The organism is Planctomycetota bacterium, from assembly GCA_035574235.1.
In the GTDB taxonomy this organism is placed as follows: domain Bacteria; phylum Planctomycetota; class MHYJ01; order MHYJ01; family JACPRB01; genus DATLZA01.
In genome coordinates this window covers 1-17,923 of record DATLZA010000011.1, presented here as the reverse complement: position 1 = coordinate 17,923, position 17,923 = coordinate 1, and the positions used below count along the sequence as shown (strand labels likewise).

The following is a 17,923-nucleotide window of genomic DNA, read 5'->3' as shown; positions in this document are numbered from 1 at the left end:
ACAAATACGCTGTCGTGGAAGGGTTCGACACGCCTTACTTTCTTTCTCTCACCAAAAAGTAACATCAAGCCCCAGCGCGGTCCGATGGAACCCCAGCCCCTCCGAGGCCAGCGCCGCCGGGACTGACTCGAGCAATTTCTGATTCGGGCGCAGAGTCCTTCTCGGTCCCGGGGACGAATGCTAGAATGATCCCCCGATGCGGGAAGAGGACGCCGAGATCGGCCTCCTGGCCCTGGAACGGGGATGGGTGACCCAGGACGCCCTCAACGGGTGCCTTCTGGCCCTTTCCGAAGACTCGGACCGCACGCTTTCCGACCTGCTTCTGGAGCGCAAGCTTCTGGACGCCGGGCAGCTCGAGGCGCTCCGCGAGGAGGCCCTGAGGCGGATCCGCGAGCGGTCGGCCTCCTCCGAAGCCGAGGCGGCCCCCGCTCCCTCCGAGGAGCCGTCGGAGGTGTCCGCCGCGATTCCCGCCGAAGCCGCGCGCGCCGCCCAGGATCCGCGCCGCCTTTTCGGCCGATACATCCGCGTGGCCGAGCTGGGCAAGATCGGCACAGGCCGCGTGTGGAAGGCCTGGGACACCCAGCGCCGCCAATGGGTGGCGCTGAAGCTCTTCCGGTTCGAAGGAGGCGAAGAGGAGGTTCTCGAGCGCTTCCTCCAGGAAGCGCGGGCGTCCCTGGGGCTGGAACATCCCGGAATCGTTCCCGTGTACGAAGTCGGCCGGCAGGCGGAGAACTACATCGAATGGGCCTACGTGGCCATGGAGTACGTGGACGGCGAAACGCTCGACCAGGTGCGGGCCCGCGGAGTCACCCCGCAGCGGGCCGCCCAGATCATCCGTGACGCGGCCCTCGCCGTCGCCTGCGCCCACGAGCGGGGCGTCCTCCACCGCAACATCCAGCCGTGCAACATCATGGTGGGCTTCGACGGCGCCGTGCGGGTTCTGGATTTCGGGCTGGCCAAGCTCACGGCCACGCTGGCGCCCGGCGACGACAGCGTGCTTTCGCGCACGATCGCCGTGCAGGGGACGCCCTCGTACATGCCCCCGGAACAGGCCCTCGGGCGGACGGGGGACATCCGGGAGCGGTCGGACGTCTACTCGCTCGGGGCCACGCTCTTTTTTCTCCTGACGGGCCGCCCGCCGTTCGAGGGATCCACGCCGATGAAGACGTGCTTCTCGGTGGTGCGCGATCCGCTGCCGCTGCCGTCGCAGCTCAACCCGGCCGTAAAGCCCGACCTCGAACGCGTCGTCGTGCGGGCCATGGCCAAGGATCCGGTGCGCCGTTACGAGTCCGCGAAGGCGCTGGCCGAGGATCTGGACCGGTTCCTGTCGGGCGTGCCCGTCCTGACGGACGATCAGATGCGCTTCACCCAGGGGCTGGCCGCCCTGGGGGCGGGTCGCCTGGAGGAGGCGATCCACATGTTCAAGGAGCTCATCCGTCTGGAGGCCGCCCCGAAGGGCGCCCCGGGCGAAGCGCGCGCCATGCACCGGCAGCTCGAGGAAGGCGAAGCAGGTCTCACGTTGGCGATCGGGCAGCAGCCGCGCAACTACGACATCCGGACGCAGCGGGGGGTCTACCGGTTCGCGGGAGCGATCCTGAAGTACCTCGAGGGATCCGACCCGAGCGCCCGCTGCAAGGCCGCCATGGAGGATTTCGTCGAGGCGGCGGCGCTCCGGCCCGAGTACACGCCGGCGCGGGTGAACCGCGCCAACGTGCTTCTCTTCGGCGGCCGCTACGCGCGGGACAGCGGGAAGGACGTCTCGGGCGTTTTCGCGATGGCGCTGAAGGACCTGGACGCCGCGATCGGCTTCGATCCCACGTGCAGCCCCGCGTACCACAATCGCGGCATCGTGCGGTTCTACATGGCCCAGGTGGCCAAGCGCGCCGGCGGGGATCCGGAGGGCGACCTGAGGGCGGCCGCGGAAGATTTCGCGCGGGCGGCCGAGCTGGAACCCACCTATGCGTACATCTTCAAGGACCTCGGCGTCGTGAAGGTGGCTCTCGCCAAGCATCTCCTGGCCCGCGGCGAGAAGGTGAAGACGCTTTTCGAGGAGGCGGTGACCCACCTCGACCAGGCGGTGCAGCTCAACGCCGCTCTCCACGGAGCGTTCTACGAGCGCGGGCAGGCCCATTTCGCCCTGAAGAACTTCAAGGCCGCCATCCGCGACTTCCGGCGGTGCCTGGAACTGGATCCCGGCAAGGATCGCGCGAAGATCCAGGCGCTGATCGAAGAAGCCCAGAAGCATGCCGAGACCCGGCGCGTGTGACGGGCGGGGGTCCCGATGAACTTCCAGGCCGCGGACTGGGCGGTCCTGGGCCTCTACCTCCTGGGAACCTCGTGGCTCGCCGAGAAACTCGCCGGACGCCGGCAGACGGTCCGCGATTTCTTCCTGGGAGGACGCCGGCTCCCGTGGTGGGCCGTGTGCGGATCGATCGTCGCCAGCGAAATCAGCGGCGTCACCTTCGTGAGCGTGCCCGCCATGATCTACGCCGCCGGCGGGGATTTCCGGTATCTTCTCTTCGCCGTCGGGTCGATCGCGGCGCGGGTGGCGATCGGCTTCTGGGTCCTCCCGGCCTACTACCGGTCGGAGATCTACAGCCCCTATGAGTTCATGGGGCAGCAGCTCGGCGCCGGCGTGCAGAAGGCCACGACGGCGCTTTTTCTTCTGGGGGGCTTCCTGGCCCAGGGCGTGCGCCTCTTTCTGGCCGCTCTCGTCCTGGACTCGATCACGGGGATGGGCCTTCCGGCGGCGATCGCGGCGATGGGCGCCGTGTCGATCGTCTGGACGTGGATGGGGGGCATCAACTCCGTGGTCTGGACCGACCTCGTGCAGTTCGTCATCCTCTTCGTGGGAGCGCTGGCGGCGATCGTGGCGGTCGCCGCCGCCGTGCCCGGCGGGCTCGGTGAGATTTTCCAGGCGGGCCGGGAGGCCGGAAAGTTCCGCTGGATGGATCTGAGCCTGGACCCTCGCGCGGAGTTCACCCTCTGGACGGGCCTTTTCGGGTTCGGGGCGATGACCCTGGCGTCCCACGGCACGGACCAGATGATGGCCCAGCGCCTCTTCTGCTGCGCCACGCCGCGGGAGGCCCGGCGCGCGATCGTCGCCTCGAGCGTGGGACTTCTGCTGACGCCCCTGATGCTTCTCGTGGGCGTGGGCGTTTATGCGTACTTCCGGCGGCACCCGATGGCGCCGGCGGACGCGACGCTGGTGGCGGAACGGGTGGACTACGTCTTTCCGGTATTCATCCGGCAGGCGATGCCGGTGGGCGTCAAGGGTCTTCTGTTCGCGGCGATCTTCTCGGCCGCGACCGCCACCTCGACGCTTTCGGCGATGGCGCAGGCCATGCTGGGGCTCGTGGAGCGTCCCCTGCGGGAAAAAGGATGTTCGGAGCGCACGCTCGTGAGGGTTTCCCGGCTGTTGGTGCTCCTGGCCGGAGCGGGACTGTGCGGGGTGGCGCTCCTGTGCGCGCAGCTTTACGGATTCAAGGACCTTCTGCGCCTGGCCTTCAAGATGGCTTCGTACACGTACGGCGCGATGCTCGGCATTCTCCTGCTGGCGCTCCGGCCGGGGGGGCGGGATGGACGCGGACTTCTCTGGGGGGTGCCGTTCGCGCTTCTTCTGTCGATCGCCTTTTCCTGGCGGAACGTTCCCGGGATTCCCTACGCCGTGGCGGCCGCCTGCGGGATTCTGGCGCTTTCGGCCCTCGCCGCGCTCGGGAGGGAGTGGCCCAGGGCCCTCGGCGCGGTCGCGGCGGCGGCGGCCGTGACCGGGGTGGCCTTCCGGCCCGACCTCCAAATCGCCGATCCCTGGCTCTACCCGGTCGGGGCGATCGTCGCCTTCGGGCTGGGCCGGGCGCTCGGCCGCAAAAGGCTTGCCGCTTCCGAGCCGGCCTCCGTATCATGAGCCCGGATGCAGTGCTTCGGGTGCTCCTCGACCGCCGAGGGTTACGCCGTGGTTCCCGGGATCGGCGAGTGGGGCGAGATCCGGTTCTTCTGCGACCCCTGCGCGCGCCGACACGTCGTCAAGATGCGCTACTGGGACGGGCGGGATCTCGAGGTCGGCGGGTGGAGGGAGAATCCGGACCTGGGGGCGTCGTTCCAGACGCTCGTCTTCGGCTTCCAGGACCTCGTGCGCATGCGCCGGGAAGATCTTGAGCGCGTCCTCGAATGGCTGGAGGACGAAGAGCTCGCCCTGGCGCTCGTCGGGGCCGACGCCGCGCTCCTCGAGAAGGTCTACTCGGCCCTCTCCCTCGGCCGGGTCCGCCGGATCCGGGAGCTTCTGGAACGGGCGGACCTGCAGGGCACGGCCGCCGCATCCACGCCGGAGGCCGCGCGGGAGCTCTTCGTGAGCGTCGTCCGGAGGCTTTGATCGCGATGATCGCGGACTATCACATGCATACTCCCCTTTGCAAGCATGCGGTCGGGGAGCCCGAAGAGTACGCGCGCCGCGCGCTGGAGCGAGGGATCGAGGAGATCGGGTTTTCGGATCACGCCCCGATGCCTCCCTCGTACGATCCCGACTTCCGCATGACCGAGGCTCAGTTTCCCGAATACGTGGAAAAAGTGCGGCGCTGCCGGGAGGCCTTTCCGCAGCTTTCGATCAAGTTCGGAGTCGAGGCGGATTTCCACCCGGGCACGGAGGACTACGTGCGGGAGTTCCTGGCCCGCGGCGGGTTCGACTACGTGATCGGCTCGGTTCATTACATCGGAGACTGGCCTTTCGACAACCCCGAGCACGCCCGCCGGTTCGAGACGTGCGACGTCTACGAGACGTACGCCCGGTACTACGATCTGGTGGCGCGCCTGGCGCGCACCGGCATGTACGACATTCTCGGACATCCGGACGTCGTCAAGAAGTTCGGCTACCGGCCGTCGAGGGACACTTCGGAGCTGGAGCGGCGGGCCTTGGAGGCGGTGGCGGCGGCGGGGATGGCCCTGGACGTGAACACGAGCGGCCTGCGGCGCCCGGCCCGCGAAATCTATCCGAGCCTGCGCCTGCTGCGCCGGGCGCGCGAACTGGGAATCGGCATCACCTTCGGATCCGACGCGCACGAGCCGCGCCACGTGGGCGAGGACTTCGGGAAGGCCGTGGCGCTCGCGCGTGAGGCGGGCTACACGCACTTCCGCCGGTACGCGCGCCGGGCGTACGAGCTCGTGCCGCTCCCGCAATCCTTTTGACCCTTCTCCGGCGGGTCTGCTAAGGTACATCCCCCATGGCGAGGATCCGCGTCCTCCCGCCCGACGTCGTCAACAAGATCGCCGCCGGCGAGGTCATCGAACGGCCGGCCAGCGTCGTCAAGGAGCTCGTCGAAAACGCCCTGGACGCGGGCGCCACCGAGGTGCGCATCGACCTGGACGAGGGGGGACGCAAGCGCATCCGCGTGGCCGACAACGGGTCCGGGATGCTCCCGGAGGAACTGCCGCTGGCCTTCGCGCCGCACGCCACGAGCAAGCTCGCGACGGCCGAGGACCTCTTCCGGGTGGCGACGTTCGGCTTCCGGGGCGAGGCGCTGGCCTCGATCGGCGCCGTGGCCCGGGTCCGCCTGGTCAGCCGTCCGGCGGACGGGGAGGGGGCCGAGATCGTGGCGGAGTTCGGCCGCCTCTCGGAGGTGCGTCCGTCGGCCGCTCCGCCGGGGACGCTCGTCGAAGTCCTTCAGCTTTTTCACAATGTTCCCGTGCGGCGGCGGTTTCTGCGCTCCGTGGACGTGGAGACGGAGCACGTCGTCGAGACCGTGGCGCGGTTCGCGATCGCGCGGCCGGAGGTCCGGTTCGACCTTTTCGTGGACGGGGCGAGCCGGTACGCGCTGCCGCCGGCGGACCGGCGCGCGCGGATCGGGGTTTTCTTCGGGGACGACGTGGCGCGGTCCCTGAAAGAGATTCGGGCCGAGGAGTTCCAGGTCCTGGCGGCGCCGCCGCAGCATTCGAAGGTGAGCGCCAAGGGGGTGCTCTTTTTCCTCAACGGGCGCTCCATCCGCGACCGCGTGCTTTTGCGGGGGGTGAGCGAGGCGTACCGCGAGCTTCTGCCGCACGGGCGGTACCCCGTGGCGTTCGTCTTCCTGGAACTGCCTCCCGGGGAAGTGGACGTCAACGTGCACCCCACGAAGACCGAGGTGCGCTTCCGGAGCGTCTGGAAGCTCCACGACCGGCTGGCGCTCGAGATCCGCAAGGCTCTGCTCGGAGGCGATCTCGACGTCCGGCTGGACCCGGCGCGCCTGGCGCCCCGGGCTTCCGAAGGGGCGCGGGCGGTGGTGGAGTTCTTCTCGGGGACTCCACCGGGTCCGGCCGCGGAATTCGCCGCCCCGGAAGATTCCCCGTCCGCTCCGCCCCCGCTCGTGACGACGGGGCGGCGGGTCTTTCAGCTTCACAACCGCTACCTCGTCGAGGAAGTCGAGGACGGCGTCCGGATTCTGGACCAGCACGCGCTCCACGAGCGTGTGATGCTCGAGGAGTTCCGCAAGGCCTACGCGCGGGCCGCCATCGCGCGGCAGAAGCTGCTCATTCCCGCCGTCGTCTCGGTGACGCGGGAGGAGCGGGCCCGGCTCGACGACGCGCGGGAGCTTCTGGAGTCCTTCGGGGTCGAGGTGGAGGATTTCGGACGGGACGCGGTCGCGGTGCGGGCCGTGCCGGCGCTGGTCGCGGAGCACGACCCGGCGACGCTGCTCAAGGATTTTCTGGACCTGGCGGCGGAGGCGGAGCCGGGGGTTCCGCTCCTGGACCGGGCGCTCGAGTTCATGGCCTGCCGGGCGGCCGTGCGGTTCGGCCGCAAGCTGAGCGAGGAGGAGATCGTCCGGCTCCTCCGGGACGCCGAGGGGCTGGATCTTTCCTCGGCGTGCGCCCACGGGCGGCCCACGGGGATCAAGCTGACTCTGGAGGACCTCGAAAGGTTCTTTCACCGATGAGATTCGCCGACTTCGAGATCGCCGAGCCGTCCCCCGGCTTCCGGGTGGCCGTTCATCCGACGCGTCAGTTCAAGACGATCAGTCTGATCCTGTACGTCCACCAGCCGCTGGCGGAAGGCCACACGCGCCGGGCGCTCCTCCCGTTCGTCCTGCGGCGCGGCTGCCGGGGCTACGTCAACATGCGCAAGATCGTCCTATTCCTGGAGGATCTCTACGGGGCCTCGATGGGCGTGGACGTCGCCAAGGTGGGGGAGCGGCACGTGCTCTGCTTCCGGTTCGAGGCGGTCAACGATCGTTTCGCGCCGCGGCGGATCCGTTCGCTCGAAAAGGCGATGGCGTTCCTGTGGAGCCTTGTGGCCCGGCCGGTGACGCGCCAGGGGGGCCTGCATCCCGAGTACGTGGCCCAGGAAAAGGAGAACCTCCGGCGTCTCATCGAAGGCATGGTCAACGACCGGATGACCTACGCCTACGAGCGGTGCATCCAGGAGATGTGCCGCGACGAGGAGTACCGGCGGTACGAATACGGCCGGCTGGAGGAAATCGATCCCGTGACGCCCCGGTCGCTCGCGGAGCTTCATGAGGAGATCCTGGCGGAGGCGCCGGTCGAGCTCTACGTGATCGGGGACGTGACGCCCGAGCGGACCTTCGAGATCGCGGCGCGGACGTTCCGGTTCCGGCGGCGCCGCGTGCGCGCGATTCCGCCCACGGAGGTGCGCGCCGGGGCGAACGGGCTCAAGGAGCGCGTCGAGAAGCTCGACGTCGAGCAGGGAAAGCTGGTCCTCGGGTGCCGGACGGGCATGGCGTGGGGGCATCCGGATACGTTTGCGCTGGTCGTCTACAACGGGATTCTCGGCGCCTTCCCTCATTCGAAGCTTTTCGCGCAGGTGCGCGAGCGCGAAGGGCTGGCGTACGCGACGCATTCGAGTCTGGATTACACGAAGGGGCTGCTGTTCATCACGGCGGGCATCGACCCGGCCAAGTACGCCCGCTGCGTGGACGTGATCCGGGGGCAGATGCAGGATCTGGCGGAGGGAAGGATTTCCGACGACGAATGGGAGAAGACCCTGGCGACGATCGCCGACCGCGTCCGGTCGCGGGAGGACAACCCCGCCGCCAAGATCGCCGCGTTCATGGAGATGTCCGTGAACGGCCGCCCGATGACGGCCTCGGAGATCATCGAAGGGGTCCGCAAGGTCACCCGGGAAGACGTCGTCCGGGTCGCCGCCCGGGTGCGTCCGGACACGCTCTTCTTCCTCACGCGGCCATGAAGTTCGAGCCCTATCGCCCCTCGCTGAGCGCGGCCCTGGCGAGACTCTGGAACCGCTCGTTCGGCGGCCGGCGCCATTTCGTTCCGCTGACGCCGCGGCTCTTTCGCGACCGGATCGAGGCGCGGCGGGAGTTCGATCCGGCGGATCTGATCGTGGCGCGGGAGGGCCGGGATCTGGCGGGGTTCGTTCACGTGGGCCGGCGCTCCGAGGGCGCGTGCCGGCGCGCCTGCCCCGACTGGCCGGGCGGGGCGCAGGGATTCGTGGCGTTTCTCGTGGTGGATCCCGAGCGGCGGCGTCGGGGTTTGGGGACGGAGCTTTGGCACCGGGGGATCGAGCGCCTTCGCGGGACGCGCCAGGTGATTCTTCCGGCTCCCGAGGAGAATCCCTTTTACGGAGCGCCGGCGGGACTGCCTCCTCTCTGGGGAACGCCCTGGGGAGTGGCGGTTCCGTGGGAGGACGCGGGGACCCGCAAGTTTCTGGCCGGAAAGGGGTACGGGCCGCGCTCCCGGGCGCTTCAGATGGCCTTGAGCGTGGAGACGGACGAGGAGAGGGCCGGGCGCTTTCCCTCGGCCGGGAAGGTTCGGCGTCTGGCCTCCGGAGGAACGACGCTGGCCTATTATGGCTGGGGTCAGGGGCCGCTTTGCGGAATTCTCGGGTTTCAAGGGGTGGACTGGAAGGCGCGTCGATCGCTGTCGGTCGCGCGGTCCCTGCTGCGGGCGGCGCTCGACCGCGCCGTCCGCGAGGGGGCGCGGACGTGCGAAGCGCTGGCGGAGCCGGAGCTTCGTCCCCGGGAGCATGCGCTCTTCGTGGAGGCCGGGTTCCGGCCCGTGGCCGCCTGGGCCATCTACGGCTCGGCGGGCGGCGCGCATCTTTTAAGGGGACCGAAACAAGAGCGAGGGAAACGGGTTAAATAGGGTGACATGAGCATGGACTGCCGCGAATACCGGGAGGCGCACCCTTCCGACCGTCCCGAGGCCCGGGCGCATCGGGCGTCCTGCGCCGAATGCCGGGCGTGGGACCGGGCATGGGAACTTCTCCGGGAGTACCCGGAGATCGAACCTTCCGCCCGTTTTCTCGACGGCGTCCGGCGCAAGCGGATGCCGCGAATCCTTCGGTTCGCGGCGATGGTTTCGGCGGCGGCCGCGGTGCTCCTCCTGGCGGTGGTCTTCACGCACCATCCGGCTCCTCCGGGCGGCGCTCCGGCGGACCTTCCGACCGAGGTGGAACGCCAGATCGTGGAAAACTGGGAGCTTCTCGAAAACTTCGAGCTTCTGAAGGTGCTGGACGTGGTCGGGGAGAGCGGCTCGCCGCTTCTGGAGGAACGCCGGTGAAACGGGCGGTGGGGATCCTCGTCGGGCTGGCGGCGCTCGCGGGGGCGCAGGAGACGTCGTCCGTCATCGACCAGCGGCGACTCGAGGCGTTTCGGAAGCTCCCGCCCGAAGAGCGCGCGCGTCTCCTGAAGCGCCTGGAGGAGCTCAAGAAGCTTCCGCCCGAGGAAAAGCAGCGCCTCCGGGACAACCTGGGAAAGATCAAGTCGATGAGCCCGGAGGAGGTCCGGAAAGTTCGGGAGAAGGTGCAGCGCCTGACGCCGGAAGAGCACAAGGCTTACGCGGAACTCGCTTCGGGCTTCTTCCGCTGGGCGCATCGCCAGGGCGTCGCGGCCGGCTTTCCGCGCGGCCTCTTCTTCTCGTGGCTCAAGAACGAGCGGCCGGGAAAGGTCGAGGAGATCCGCGCGCTGCGCCCGGAGGTGGAGGGCATCGATCCTCGCGTGGACGCCTTCGTGAAGCTCTCGTACGAGTTCCGCGACGTCATGCGCGCGAGGACCGAGGAGCATCTGCGCCGCCACCGCTGTTCGGATCCGGAGGAGGCGGCCGTTCTTCGCGAGGCTTCCCCGCGGGAATTCTGGCCCCGCTGGCAGGAGATCATGCGCCGCTGTCAGGCCCGCCGGGCCGTCCCGGGACCGGTGCCGCCGCGCCCCGGCGAATCCCCGAAGTAGCGCTTTTTCCCCCGGCGTTCCGTATAATCCCGCCTCGGATACGCTCCTGCACCGGAAACGCATGATCGGACGGCTCCTCGCTTCGATGGCGGCCGCGCTTTCCATGGCGGCGGGAATCCTCGGCTGCGAAGCTCGATCGCCCGAGCCCGCGCGCCGCTCCCGCATCGCCTTCGCCTTCGAGCGCGGCGGGACCGACCGCGACATCGCGATCCTCGACTTCGGAGCCCGTGAACCGGTTCCGGTGGCGGACGATCCCGCCCTCGACGAGTATCCCTGCTGGTCCCCCGATGCCCGAACGCTCCTTTTCTGCTCCGACCGCGGAGGGGTCAACGGCATCTACGCCTGGGAAGGGCGGCTCGACCGGCTGATCTCCGCTCCTTACCGGGATCTGGCCCCCGCGTGGTCGCCCGACGGGCGCCGGATCGCCTTCATGTCCGACCGCGACCGCAATTGGGAGATCTACGTCATGCGGTCCGACGGGGCGCGCCAGGAACGGCTGACCGACGACCCCGCTTTGGACATCTGGCCCGCCTGGTCTCCGGACGGACGCTGGATCGCCTTCGTGTCCGACCGGGGGGGACAGCAGGACATTTACGTGATGGACGCGGAGGGGAAGAACCTCCGGGCGCTCACCCATGATCGCGCCTGGGACGGCCGTCCCGCGTGGTCTCCGGACGGCAAGAAAATCGCCTGGCCTTCGGAGCGCGACGGACGCCTGGCGATCTTCGTGGCCGACGCCGACGGCCGCCATGCGCGCCGGTTGACGGACCTGGGCGCCGAAGCCGACGAGCCCGCCTGGTCTCCGGACGGCTCCCAGATCGTCTTCGTCGGGACCCGGGACGGCTTCCGCGAGCTTTACACGATGAAGTCCGACGGATCCGGCGTCCGCCGGTTGACCTATCTGCGGGGCGCGGTTCACATGCCCGCGTGGTCCGCGTATCTTCCCCCGGACCTCCGGTGACGGCCCTTGACCGTTCGCGGAAGAGGCCGCTATAAGGGGAACGTGTCCGCCTTTCTGAAGGCTCTGGAGGAACGCGTCCTCGTGGCGGATGGGGCCATGGGCACCCAAATCTACGCGCGGGGGGTCCCGCTGGGCCGCTGCTACGACGAGTTGAATCTGACGCGGCCCGAACTCATCCGGGCGATTCATCGCGAATATCTCGAAGCCGGCGCGGAGGTGATCGAGACCAACACCTTCACGGCGAACCGGCTTCGGCTGAAGCGATTCGGCCTGGAGGCGAAGGTTCGCGAGATCAACGCGGCCGGCGTCCGCGCGGCCCGCGAGGCGGCGGGGTCGGCCGCCTTCGTGGCGGGTTCCGTGGGGCCGCTGACGGGGATCCGCCGCGCGGATGAGCCGCCCGTGCCTCCTGAAGAGAAGGCCGACGTGTTTCGAGAGCAGTGCGAAGCGCTGGCGGAAGGCGGATGCGACGCGCTGATTCTGGAGACCTTTACCGATCTGGAGGAGCTGAAAATCGCTCTGGCGGCGGCGCGGGGGACCCGCCTTCCGGTCGTCTGCCAGATGGCGTTCGTGGAAAAATCGCGCACCCCCCTCGGGGTCTCAGCGGAGCAGGCCCTCCGGGAGCTCGAGGCCGCCGGCGCGGACGTCATCGGCGCCAACTGCACGGTTCCGCACCGGACGTTCCGGACCCTGGAGCGGCTGTGCGCGCGGACGGAGGCCCGTCTTTCGGCCTTTCCGAACGCGGGTCTTCCCGAGTACGTGGACGGCCGCTACATGTACCTGACCACGCCCGAATACTTCGCGGAGATCGGCCGGAAGCTGCGCGATCTGGGCGTGAATCTCATCGGCGGCTGCTGCGGCACGGGTCCGGAGCACGTCCGGTCGCTCGCGCGGGCGATTCGGGGGTCCCGGCCGGCCGCGCGGGCGCGGCCGGTTCCGGCCGAAGCGCGTCCCGCGCCGGCGGTCGTTTCGGAGGGACCTTCCGCTCCGGCCGCGTTTCACGAGCGGCTCGGGAAGGATCTTCTTATCGTGGTGGAGCTTGATCCGCCCCGGGGGCTCAAGGTGGAACGGGTCCTCCGCGGAGCGCGGCGGCTGCGCCGGGCCGGCTGCGACGCCATCACCGTGGGGGACAACCCGCTGGCGATCATGCGCCTGGGAAACGTGGGGATGGCTCACCTCCTGGAGCGGGAGGGGATTCCCACGATCGTTCACGTCTCGTGCCGGGACAAGAACTTGATCGCGCTCCAGTCGACGCTCCTGGAAGCGGCGACGCTCGGAATCACGGCGCTTCTGCCCGTCACGGGGGACCCGGCGAAGGTCGGGGATCAGCCGCAGGCCACGAGCGTATACGACCTGAATTCGTTCGATCTCATCCGCCTGATCGCGCAGATGAACGCGGGCCGGGACTACGCGGGCAACGACATCGGAGGGCGGACGAGGTTTTCGATCGGGTGCGCGTTCAACCCGAACGTGCGGGACCTGGACCTGCAGGTTCGGCGGCTGCGGAAGAAGGTCGCCGCGGGGGCCCAGTTCGCGCTGCCGCAGCCCCTCTACGACGCGGAGCGGATCCCCCGCGTGTACGATGCGGTCCGGCGGGAGCTGGGGGATTTTCCCGTCTTCTTCGGAGTGCTTCCGACGGTGAGCGCCCGCAACGCCGAGTTTCTCGCCCACGAGGTTCCCGGCATCTCCATCCCGCCGGACGTTCTGGCCAGGATGCGGGGCGTCCCCGAGAGCCGCCAGCGGGAGGAAGGAGTGCGGATCGCCAAGGAGCTGATCGAGCGGGCGATCGACCGGGCGCCGGGGTTTTACATCATTCCTCCGTTCGGGGCGGTGGACGTAGCGGAGGAGCTGGTCGGATACATTCGGGATCTGGCGCGGAGGCGTGGACGATGGTCGTGCGGGTCGCCACCCGGAACCGCATGAAGGTGGAGGCCGTGCGGCGCGCGTTCGGGCGGTTTTTTTCGCGCGTCCGGGCCGTGGGCGTGGACGTTCCGTCCGGCGTTTCGCCGCAGCCCGTGTCTTTCGGGGAGATTCTGCGGGGCGCGCGGGAGCGCGCGCGCCGGGCGTTCGCGGACTGCGCTTTTTCGGTGGGAATCGAGGCGGGGACGTTCCGCCTGCGCGGCGCGGGGACGCGTCCGTTCCAGGTGACGCTCGCGTGCGTCTTCGACGGCGCGCGGGAGGGGATCGGGGCGGGGCCGTTCTACGAGGTTCCGGAGAGGCTCGTGCGGGAGATCGTCCGCGCGGACACGGGATCGGTGGCGGTCGTAACGCGGGGGCGGGTGACGCGGGGGCAGGTGACCCGCGACGCGGTGATCATGGCCCTGGCGCCGTTTGTGTCTTCGGAGCTTTATCGGGGGATGCCATGAGGAAGGCGGCGGTCTTTCTTCTGCTGGCCGCTCTGGCGGCGTGCGTGCGGAATCCCTACACGGGCCGCCGCCAGTTCATCGCGATTTCGGAGGCGGAGGAAGCGCAGCTCGGCCGGCAGGCGTATCAGGAGGTTCTGGCGCAGGAGCGGATCTCGACCGATCCGGCGGAGGTGGGGCCGGTCCGAAGGGTGGGGCAGCGTCTGGCCGCGGCGGCCGGCCGGCCGGAGTTTCAGTGGGAATTCAACGTCATCGTGGACGACAAGACGCTGAACGCCTGGTGCCTGCCGGGCGGGAAGATCGCCTTCTACACCGGGATTTTTCCGGTCCTCCAGGACGAAGCGGGGATGGCTTTCGTGATGGGGCACGAGATCGCCCACGCGCTCCTTCGGCACGGCGCCGAGCGGTTGAGCGAGGGCTTGCTGGTGGGCGGAGTGGGGGCGCTCCTGGGGGCGACGCTGGGGCGGCGGGACGAATCGACGCGGCAGGGGGTGCTGGCGGCCTATGGGGTTCTCGCGCAGGTGGGCTTCATGCTCCCCCACAGCCGGGCCCACGAGACCGAGGCGGATCGCGAGGGCCTGAAGCTGATGGCCCGGGCCGGATACGATCCGCGCCAGGCGGTGGAGGTCTGGCGGCGGATGCAGAAGATGAGCGGGGGCGGGCCGCCCGAGTTTCTTTCGACGCATCCCTCGCATGAGACGCGGATCGAGGATCTCGAGCGTCACATGCCGGAAGCGCTGGCGCTCTACGAGGCCGCCGCGAAAGCTCCCGTGGCGGCGTTGCCGGCGATTCCCGGGAACCGGGCGGGGACGCGCAAGGATGCGGAGGCGGCGGCTCTGACGGCCGGGGCGCCCGCCGCGAGCGGCGTGGCCGTCCGGCCGCTGGGATCTCAACGGGGCGCCACGGAGGAGGGGCGCAAGGCGGTGGCCTTCGAGTTCGCGTTCGACCGCGACGCCTACGTGCACGAGGTGCGGATCGAGGGTCCGGGTGGAGCCAAGGCGGTGCTGGAGGCGCGGGCGGGGGTTCCCGGAGGGGCGCGGCGGATCGTTCTTTTGCAGCGGGCGGAAGTGGGAGGCCCCGATCTTCCGGCCGGTCGGTACGTGCTTCGCTTTCGGGGGGCCGCCAGCGGACGCCGGTTCGAAGCGGAGGCGGCGTATACCGTGCCCTGAACGACGTCCTGTTTGAAGGGGGGGGGAGAAACGATTGAAAGCCCGGGGGAGGGGCTTTAGAATGCCGGGGATGAAGCAGGCGGTCGCCGCCGCGGTTGCGCTCGGGGCGCTTTCGGGGTGCCTCATGCGGCCGGGCAATCCGTACAACGTGGGGAAATATCCTCATCAGTGGGACCTGCCCGGGCCGGAGTACGAGGAGCGCGCCTTCGGCCCGATGGCGTCCGAGGAAGTGAAAGATTTCGTCCGCGAGATGGAATCCGAGGGGTGGATGGTCGTCGGCTACGAGCCGGCGAGCCTTCCGGAGGAGCTGATGGTCAGCCCGTTGGAACTGGACGTGCCGGCGCCTCCGAAGAAGACTCCCTGGCCGTTCGACTTGCCCAAGACCATGGACGACCGCCTGGAGCCTCCGCCGAAGAAGACGATTCCGCCGTACCTGGACCGCGACGTCCGGGCGCACCGGCAGAAATACCTCGTCATCCTGAGGCGCTGGCTCTAGCCGTCCCTCCTTCCTCGCGGCGCGTGAAGACCGGAGAGCCATGATCGTCCGCCACAAGACGCGCGAGGTTCGCTGCGGGAAGCTCGTCATCGGGGGCGAACATCCCATCTGGGTTCAGTCCCTGACCACGACCAAGACCGCCGACCTCGAGGCCACGAAGGCCGAGATCCGCCGCATGCTCGAGGCCGGTTGCGAGATCGTCCGGGTGGCGGTCTTCGACCAGGCGGACGCCCAGGCGCTCGGGGCGGTGAAGCGCTTTCTCGGGGACGTTCCGCTCGTGGCGGACATTCATTTCAACTATAAGTTCGCCCTGGAGGCCATCGAGCAGGGGGTGGACAAGGTTCGCCTCAATCCGGGCAACGTGGGAGGCCTGGCGGGACGCTTCGACGACGCGGGGAAGGAGCGCGTCCGGATCGTGGCGGAGGCGGCCCGGCGCAAGGGAATCTCGATGCGCGTGGGGGTCAATTCCGGTTCCGTCGAGAAGGACCTTCTCGAGAAGCACGGATGGGCCACGTCGGAGGCGCTCGTCGAGAGCGCGCTTCGGCACTGCGAATGGCTGGAGCGGTGCGGGTTCCGCGACATCGTGGTATCCCTCAAGTCCACGAACATGGAGTACGTGATCGACGCATACCTCCGGTTCGCGCGGATGACGGACTATCCGCTCCATGTGGGGGTGACCGAGGCGGGCCTGCCGGGATACGGGACGATCAAGAGCGCGATCGGGATCGGCCGAATTCTTCTGGACGGAGTGGGCGATACGATCCGGGTTTCGCTCACGGGAGACAAGGCGCTCGAGATCCAGGCGGCCTACGACATCCTGAAGGCGACGGGGCGTCGCGTCCGGGAGCCGGAAATCGTGGCCTGTCCGGCCTGCGGCCGGATCGCGATCGATCTCGAGCGGATCGTGCGCGAGGTGAAGGAGCGGATCCGCGACGTGCAGGTGCCGATGCGGATCTCGATTCTCGGCTGCGCGGTCAACGGTCCCGGGGAGGCCGCGGAGGCGGACATCGGCGTGGCCGGCGGGCGCGGGGAGGGCATGATTTTCCGGAAGGGGAAGCTCCTGCGCCGGGTGAAGGAGTCGGCCATGGTGGATGAACTGGAGCGTGAAATCCGCGCGCTGGCGGCCGAGCGGCAGGCGGCGGGGGCGGCCTCGCCGGGCGAAGTCCGGGTGTCCCACCAGCCATGAGCTTCTATACGAGCGTCCGGTACGGGAAGATGCGGCTCGTGGGCCGCTTCAAAACGGACCGCGAGGATCTGCGCCCCCAGGACCGCTGCGTCGTGAAGACCGACCGGGGCAAGGAGCTCGGGGTGGTTCTCACGAAACTGCAACCGATCCCGGAGACGCTTCCGCCCGAAAGCCTGTGGGACGTGGTCCGGAGGGCGGGGCCCGAGGATCTCGTTCACGCCGAACGTCTGGAGAAGGAGAGCGTTCCCCGCGCCGTCCGGGTCTGCAAGGATCTCATCCGCCGCCTCAACCTCCCGATGAAGCTGACGGACGTGGACTACGTCTTCGGGGGGGAACGGATCATTTTCTACTTCACGAGCGAGACGCGGGTGGACTTCCGGGAGCTGGTGCGCCTTCTGGCGCAGGAGTTCCGCACGCGCATCGAGCTCAAGCAGGTCGGGGCGCGGGACCAGGCGCGCCTGATCGGGGACGCGGGCCACTGCGGCCTGGAGCTCTGCTGTCGCGCTCACCTCAAGGAGCTGGGCGGCATCACGATGGACATGGCCAAGGTGCAGAAGCACACGGCCGATCCGTCCAAGATCACGGGCCGGTGCGGCAAGCTCCTGTGCTGTCTGCGGTACGAATACACCTGGTACACGGAGTCGCGCGAACTCCTGCCGGCGAAGGGCTCCCGCGTCGAGTGGACGAAGGGAACGGGCGTCGTGGTGGAACAGAATATGCTTCTCCGGGAGGTGATCCTGGAGCCGGAGGGCGGAGGAGACCGCGTGGTGGTCAAGCTCGAGGAAATCCGGGGGGCGCCGAAAGCGGCGGCGGGCTGTTCGGGGTGCGCGACTCCGAAGGCGGGTCCGCCTCCGGAGGCGGCCGTGGAACCCGCGCCCGCTGATACGGCGGTCCGGCGCAAGCTCGAGCAGGACACCCGCGTGGGGCTTCCGGTCGTCTCGGACGGTTTCTGGATCTACGCCGCCAAGGCGTCGGAGGTGCCGCCCGGATCGGGGAGGACGGTGGATCTGGGGGGGCTGCGCGTGGCGCTCTTCAACGTGGACGGGCGGTTCCACGCGCTGGCGGACGAGTGCCCTCATCAGGGCGGGCCGCTCGGAGAGGGGCGACTGGAGGGCGGAGCGGTGACGTGCCCCTGGCATCAGTGGAAGTTCGACGTGGCCACCGGGCGCGGCCTCTCGGTCAGCGGCGCGCAGGCGCGGCCCTACGAAGTCGGCCGGGCCGGCGAAGATCTTTTCGTCAAGGTTTGACGGCCCCGCCGGGGCATGTTAGACTGAGCCCATCATGAGCCTGATCGAAGGAAAGTTCGGCAAGAACATCGTCATTACGTCCGTGGACGCGGTCGCCAACTGGGCGCGCGCCTCGAGCCTGTGGCCGATGCTCTTCGGCATCGCCTGATGCGCCATCGAGATGATGGCGACGGCTGCGTCGCGCTACGACTGGGACCGGTTGGGGGTCATTCCGCGGGCCTCGCCCCGGCAGAGCGATCTGATGATCGTGGCCGGGACGGTCAACGCGAAGATGGCCCTCGTGGTCCGCAAGCTCTACGAGCAGATGCCCGATCCGAAGTACGTGATCGCCATGGGCGTCT

The 17,923-nt window shown here is 69.0% G+C and carries 16 protein-coding genes and 1 pseudogene; all 17 read left to right on the top strand.

The genetic code is table 11. The features are described from left to right. The first annotated feature begins 196 nt into the window (after positions 1 to 196). The 17 genes and pseudogenes from VNO22_00805 (at position 197) to nuoB (ending at position 17,923) form a co-directional block, all read left to right on the top strand. Entirely contained in the window at positions 197 to 2,266 is a 2,070-nt protein-coding gene (locus VNO22_00805) for a protein kinase (GenBank protein HXG59887.1), read from the top strand. A gap of 15 nt (positions 2,267 to 2,281) precedes the next feature. Next, on the top strand, positions 2,282 to 3,904 hold the full coding sequence (locus VNO22_00800; protein HXG59886.1) for a sodium/solute symporter: 1,623 nt from the start codon (positions 2,282 to 2,284) through the stop codon (positions 3,902 to 3,904). 6 nt (positions 3,905 to 3,910) lie between these two features. After that, positions 3,911 to 4,369, top strand: coding sequence for a FliG C-terminal domain-containing protein (locus VNO22_00795; protein HXG59885.1), 459 nt, complete (start codon positions 3,911 to 3,913; stop codon positions 4,367 to 4,369). Between the two features lie 5 nt (positions 4,370 to 4,374). Continuing rightward, positions 4,375 to 5,178 carry a histidinol-phosphatase HisJ family protein gene (locus VNO22_00790; protein ID HXG59884.1) on the top strand — a complete coding sequence of 268 codons (804 nt, stop codon included), beginning with the start codon at positions 4,375 to 4,377 and terminating at the stop codon, positions 5,176 to 5,178. Positions 5,179 to 5,213: 35 nt separating this feature from the next. Next, positions 5,214 to 6,899 (top strand): DNA mismatch repair endonuclease MutL, encoded by a 1,686-nt coding sequence (gene mutL / locus VNO22_00785; GenBank protein ID HXG59883.1) that lies wholly within the window; start codon positions 5,214 to 5,216, stop codon positions 6,897 to 6,899. Then, positions 6,896 to 8,167 carry a pitrilysin family protein gene (locus tag VNO22_00780; GenBank protein ID HXG59882.1) on the top strand — a complete coding sequence of 424 codons (1,272 nt, stop codon included), beginning with the start codon at positions 6,896 to 6,898 and terminating at the stop codon, positions 8,165 to 8,167. The genes mutL and VNO22_00780 overlap by 4 nt, the downstream gene beginning before the upstream one ends. Next, positions 8,164 to 9,081 (top strand): GNAT family N-acetyltransferase, encoded by a 918-nt coding sequence (locus VNO22_00775; protein HXG59881.1) that lies wholly within the window; start codon positions 8,164 to 8,166, stop codon positions 9,079 to 9,081. Before VNO22_00780 ends, VNO22_00775 begins: the two co-directional genes overlap by 4 nt. Before the next feature lie 6 nt (positions 9,082 to 9,087). Beyond that, on the top strand, positions 9,088 to 9,498 hold the full coding sequence (locus VNO22_00770) for a hypothetical protein (GenBank protein HXG59880.1): 411 nt from the start codon (positions 9,088 to 9,090) through the stop codon (positions 9,496 to 9,498). Continuing rightward, positions 9,495 to 10,163, top strand: a complete 669-nt coding sequence (locus tag VNO22_00765; protein ID HXG59879.1) for a DUF3106 domain-containing protein — start codon at positions 9,495 to 9,497, stop codon at positions 10,161 to 10,163. Before VNO22_00770 ends, VNO22_00765 begins: the two co-directional genes overlap by 4 nt. A gap of 61 nt (positions 10,164 to 10,224) precedes the next feature. Beyond that, a complete protein-coding gene (locus VNO22_00760; GenBank protein HXG59878.1) occupies positions 10,225 to 11,124 on the top strand; it encodes a hypothetical protein in 900 nt (299 codons plus the stop codon). A 42-nt stretch (positions 11,125 to 11,166) separates the two neighbouring features. Next, the gene (locus tag VNO22_00755; protein ID HXG59877.1) at positions 11,167 to 13,044 is read left to right on the top strand and encodes a bifunctional homocysteine S-methyltransferase/methylenetetrahydrofolate reductase; all 1,878 of its coding nucleotides are present in this window, start codon (positions 11,167 to 11,169) and stop codon (positions 13,042 to 13,044) included. Beyond that, positions 13,011 to 13,487: an inosine/xanthosine triphosphatase gene (locus VNO22_00750; GenBank protein HXG59876.1), complete on the top strand. Its 477-nt coding sequence runs from the start codon at positions 13,011 to 13,013 to the stop codon at positions 13,485 to 13,487. The genes VNO22_00755 and VNO22_00750 overlap by 34 nt, the downstream gene beginning before the upstream one ends. Further along, positions 13,484 to 14,653, top strand: a complete 1,170-nt coding sequence (locus VNO22_00745; GenBank protein HXG59875.1) for a M48 family metallopeptidase — start codon at positions 13,484 to 13,486, stop codon at positions 14,651 to 14,653. The genes VNO22_00750 and VNO22_00745 overlap by 4 nt, the downstream gene beginning before the upstream one ends. Positions 14,654 to 14,723: 70 nt before the next feature. Next, entirely contained in the window at positions 14,724 to 15,149 is a 426-nt protein-coding gene (locus tag VNO22_00740; GenBank protein HXG59874.1) for a hypothetical protein, read from the top strand. 40 nt (positions 15,150 to 15,189) lie between these two features. Further along, positions 15,190 to 16,335, top strand: a complete 1,146-nt coding sequence (gene ispG, locus VNO22_00735) for a flavodoxin-dependent (E)-4-hydroxy-3-methylbut-2-enyl-diphosphate synthase (protein HXG59873.1) — start codon at positions 15,190 to 15,192, stop codon at positions 16,333 to 16,335. After that, positions 16,332 to 17,582, top strand: a complete 1,251-nt coding sequence (gene ricT / locus VNO22_00730) for a regulatory iron-sulfur-containing complex subunit RicT (GenBank protein ID HXG59872.1) — start codon at positions 16,332 to 16,334, stop codon at positions 17,580 to 17,582. Before ispG ends, ricT begins: the two co-directional genes overlap by 4 nt. Positions 17,583 to 17,616: 34 nt before the next feature. Continuing rightward, a pseudogene (gene nuoB, locus VNO22_00725) lies at positions 17,617 to 17,923 on the top strand (NADH-quinone oxidoreductase subunit NuoB).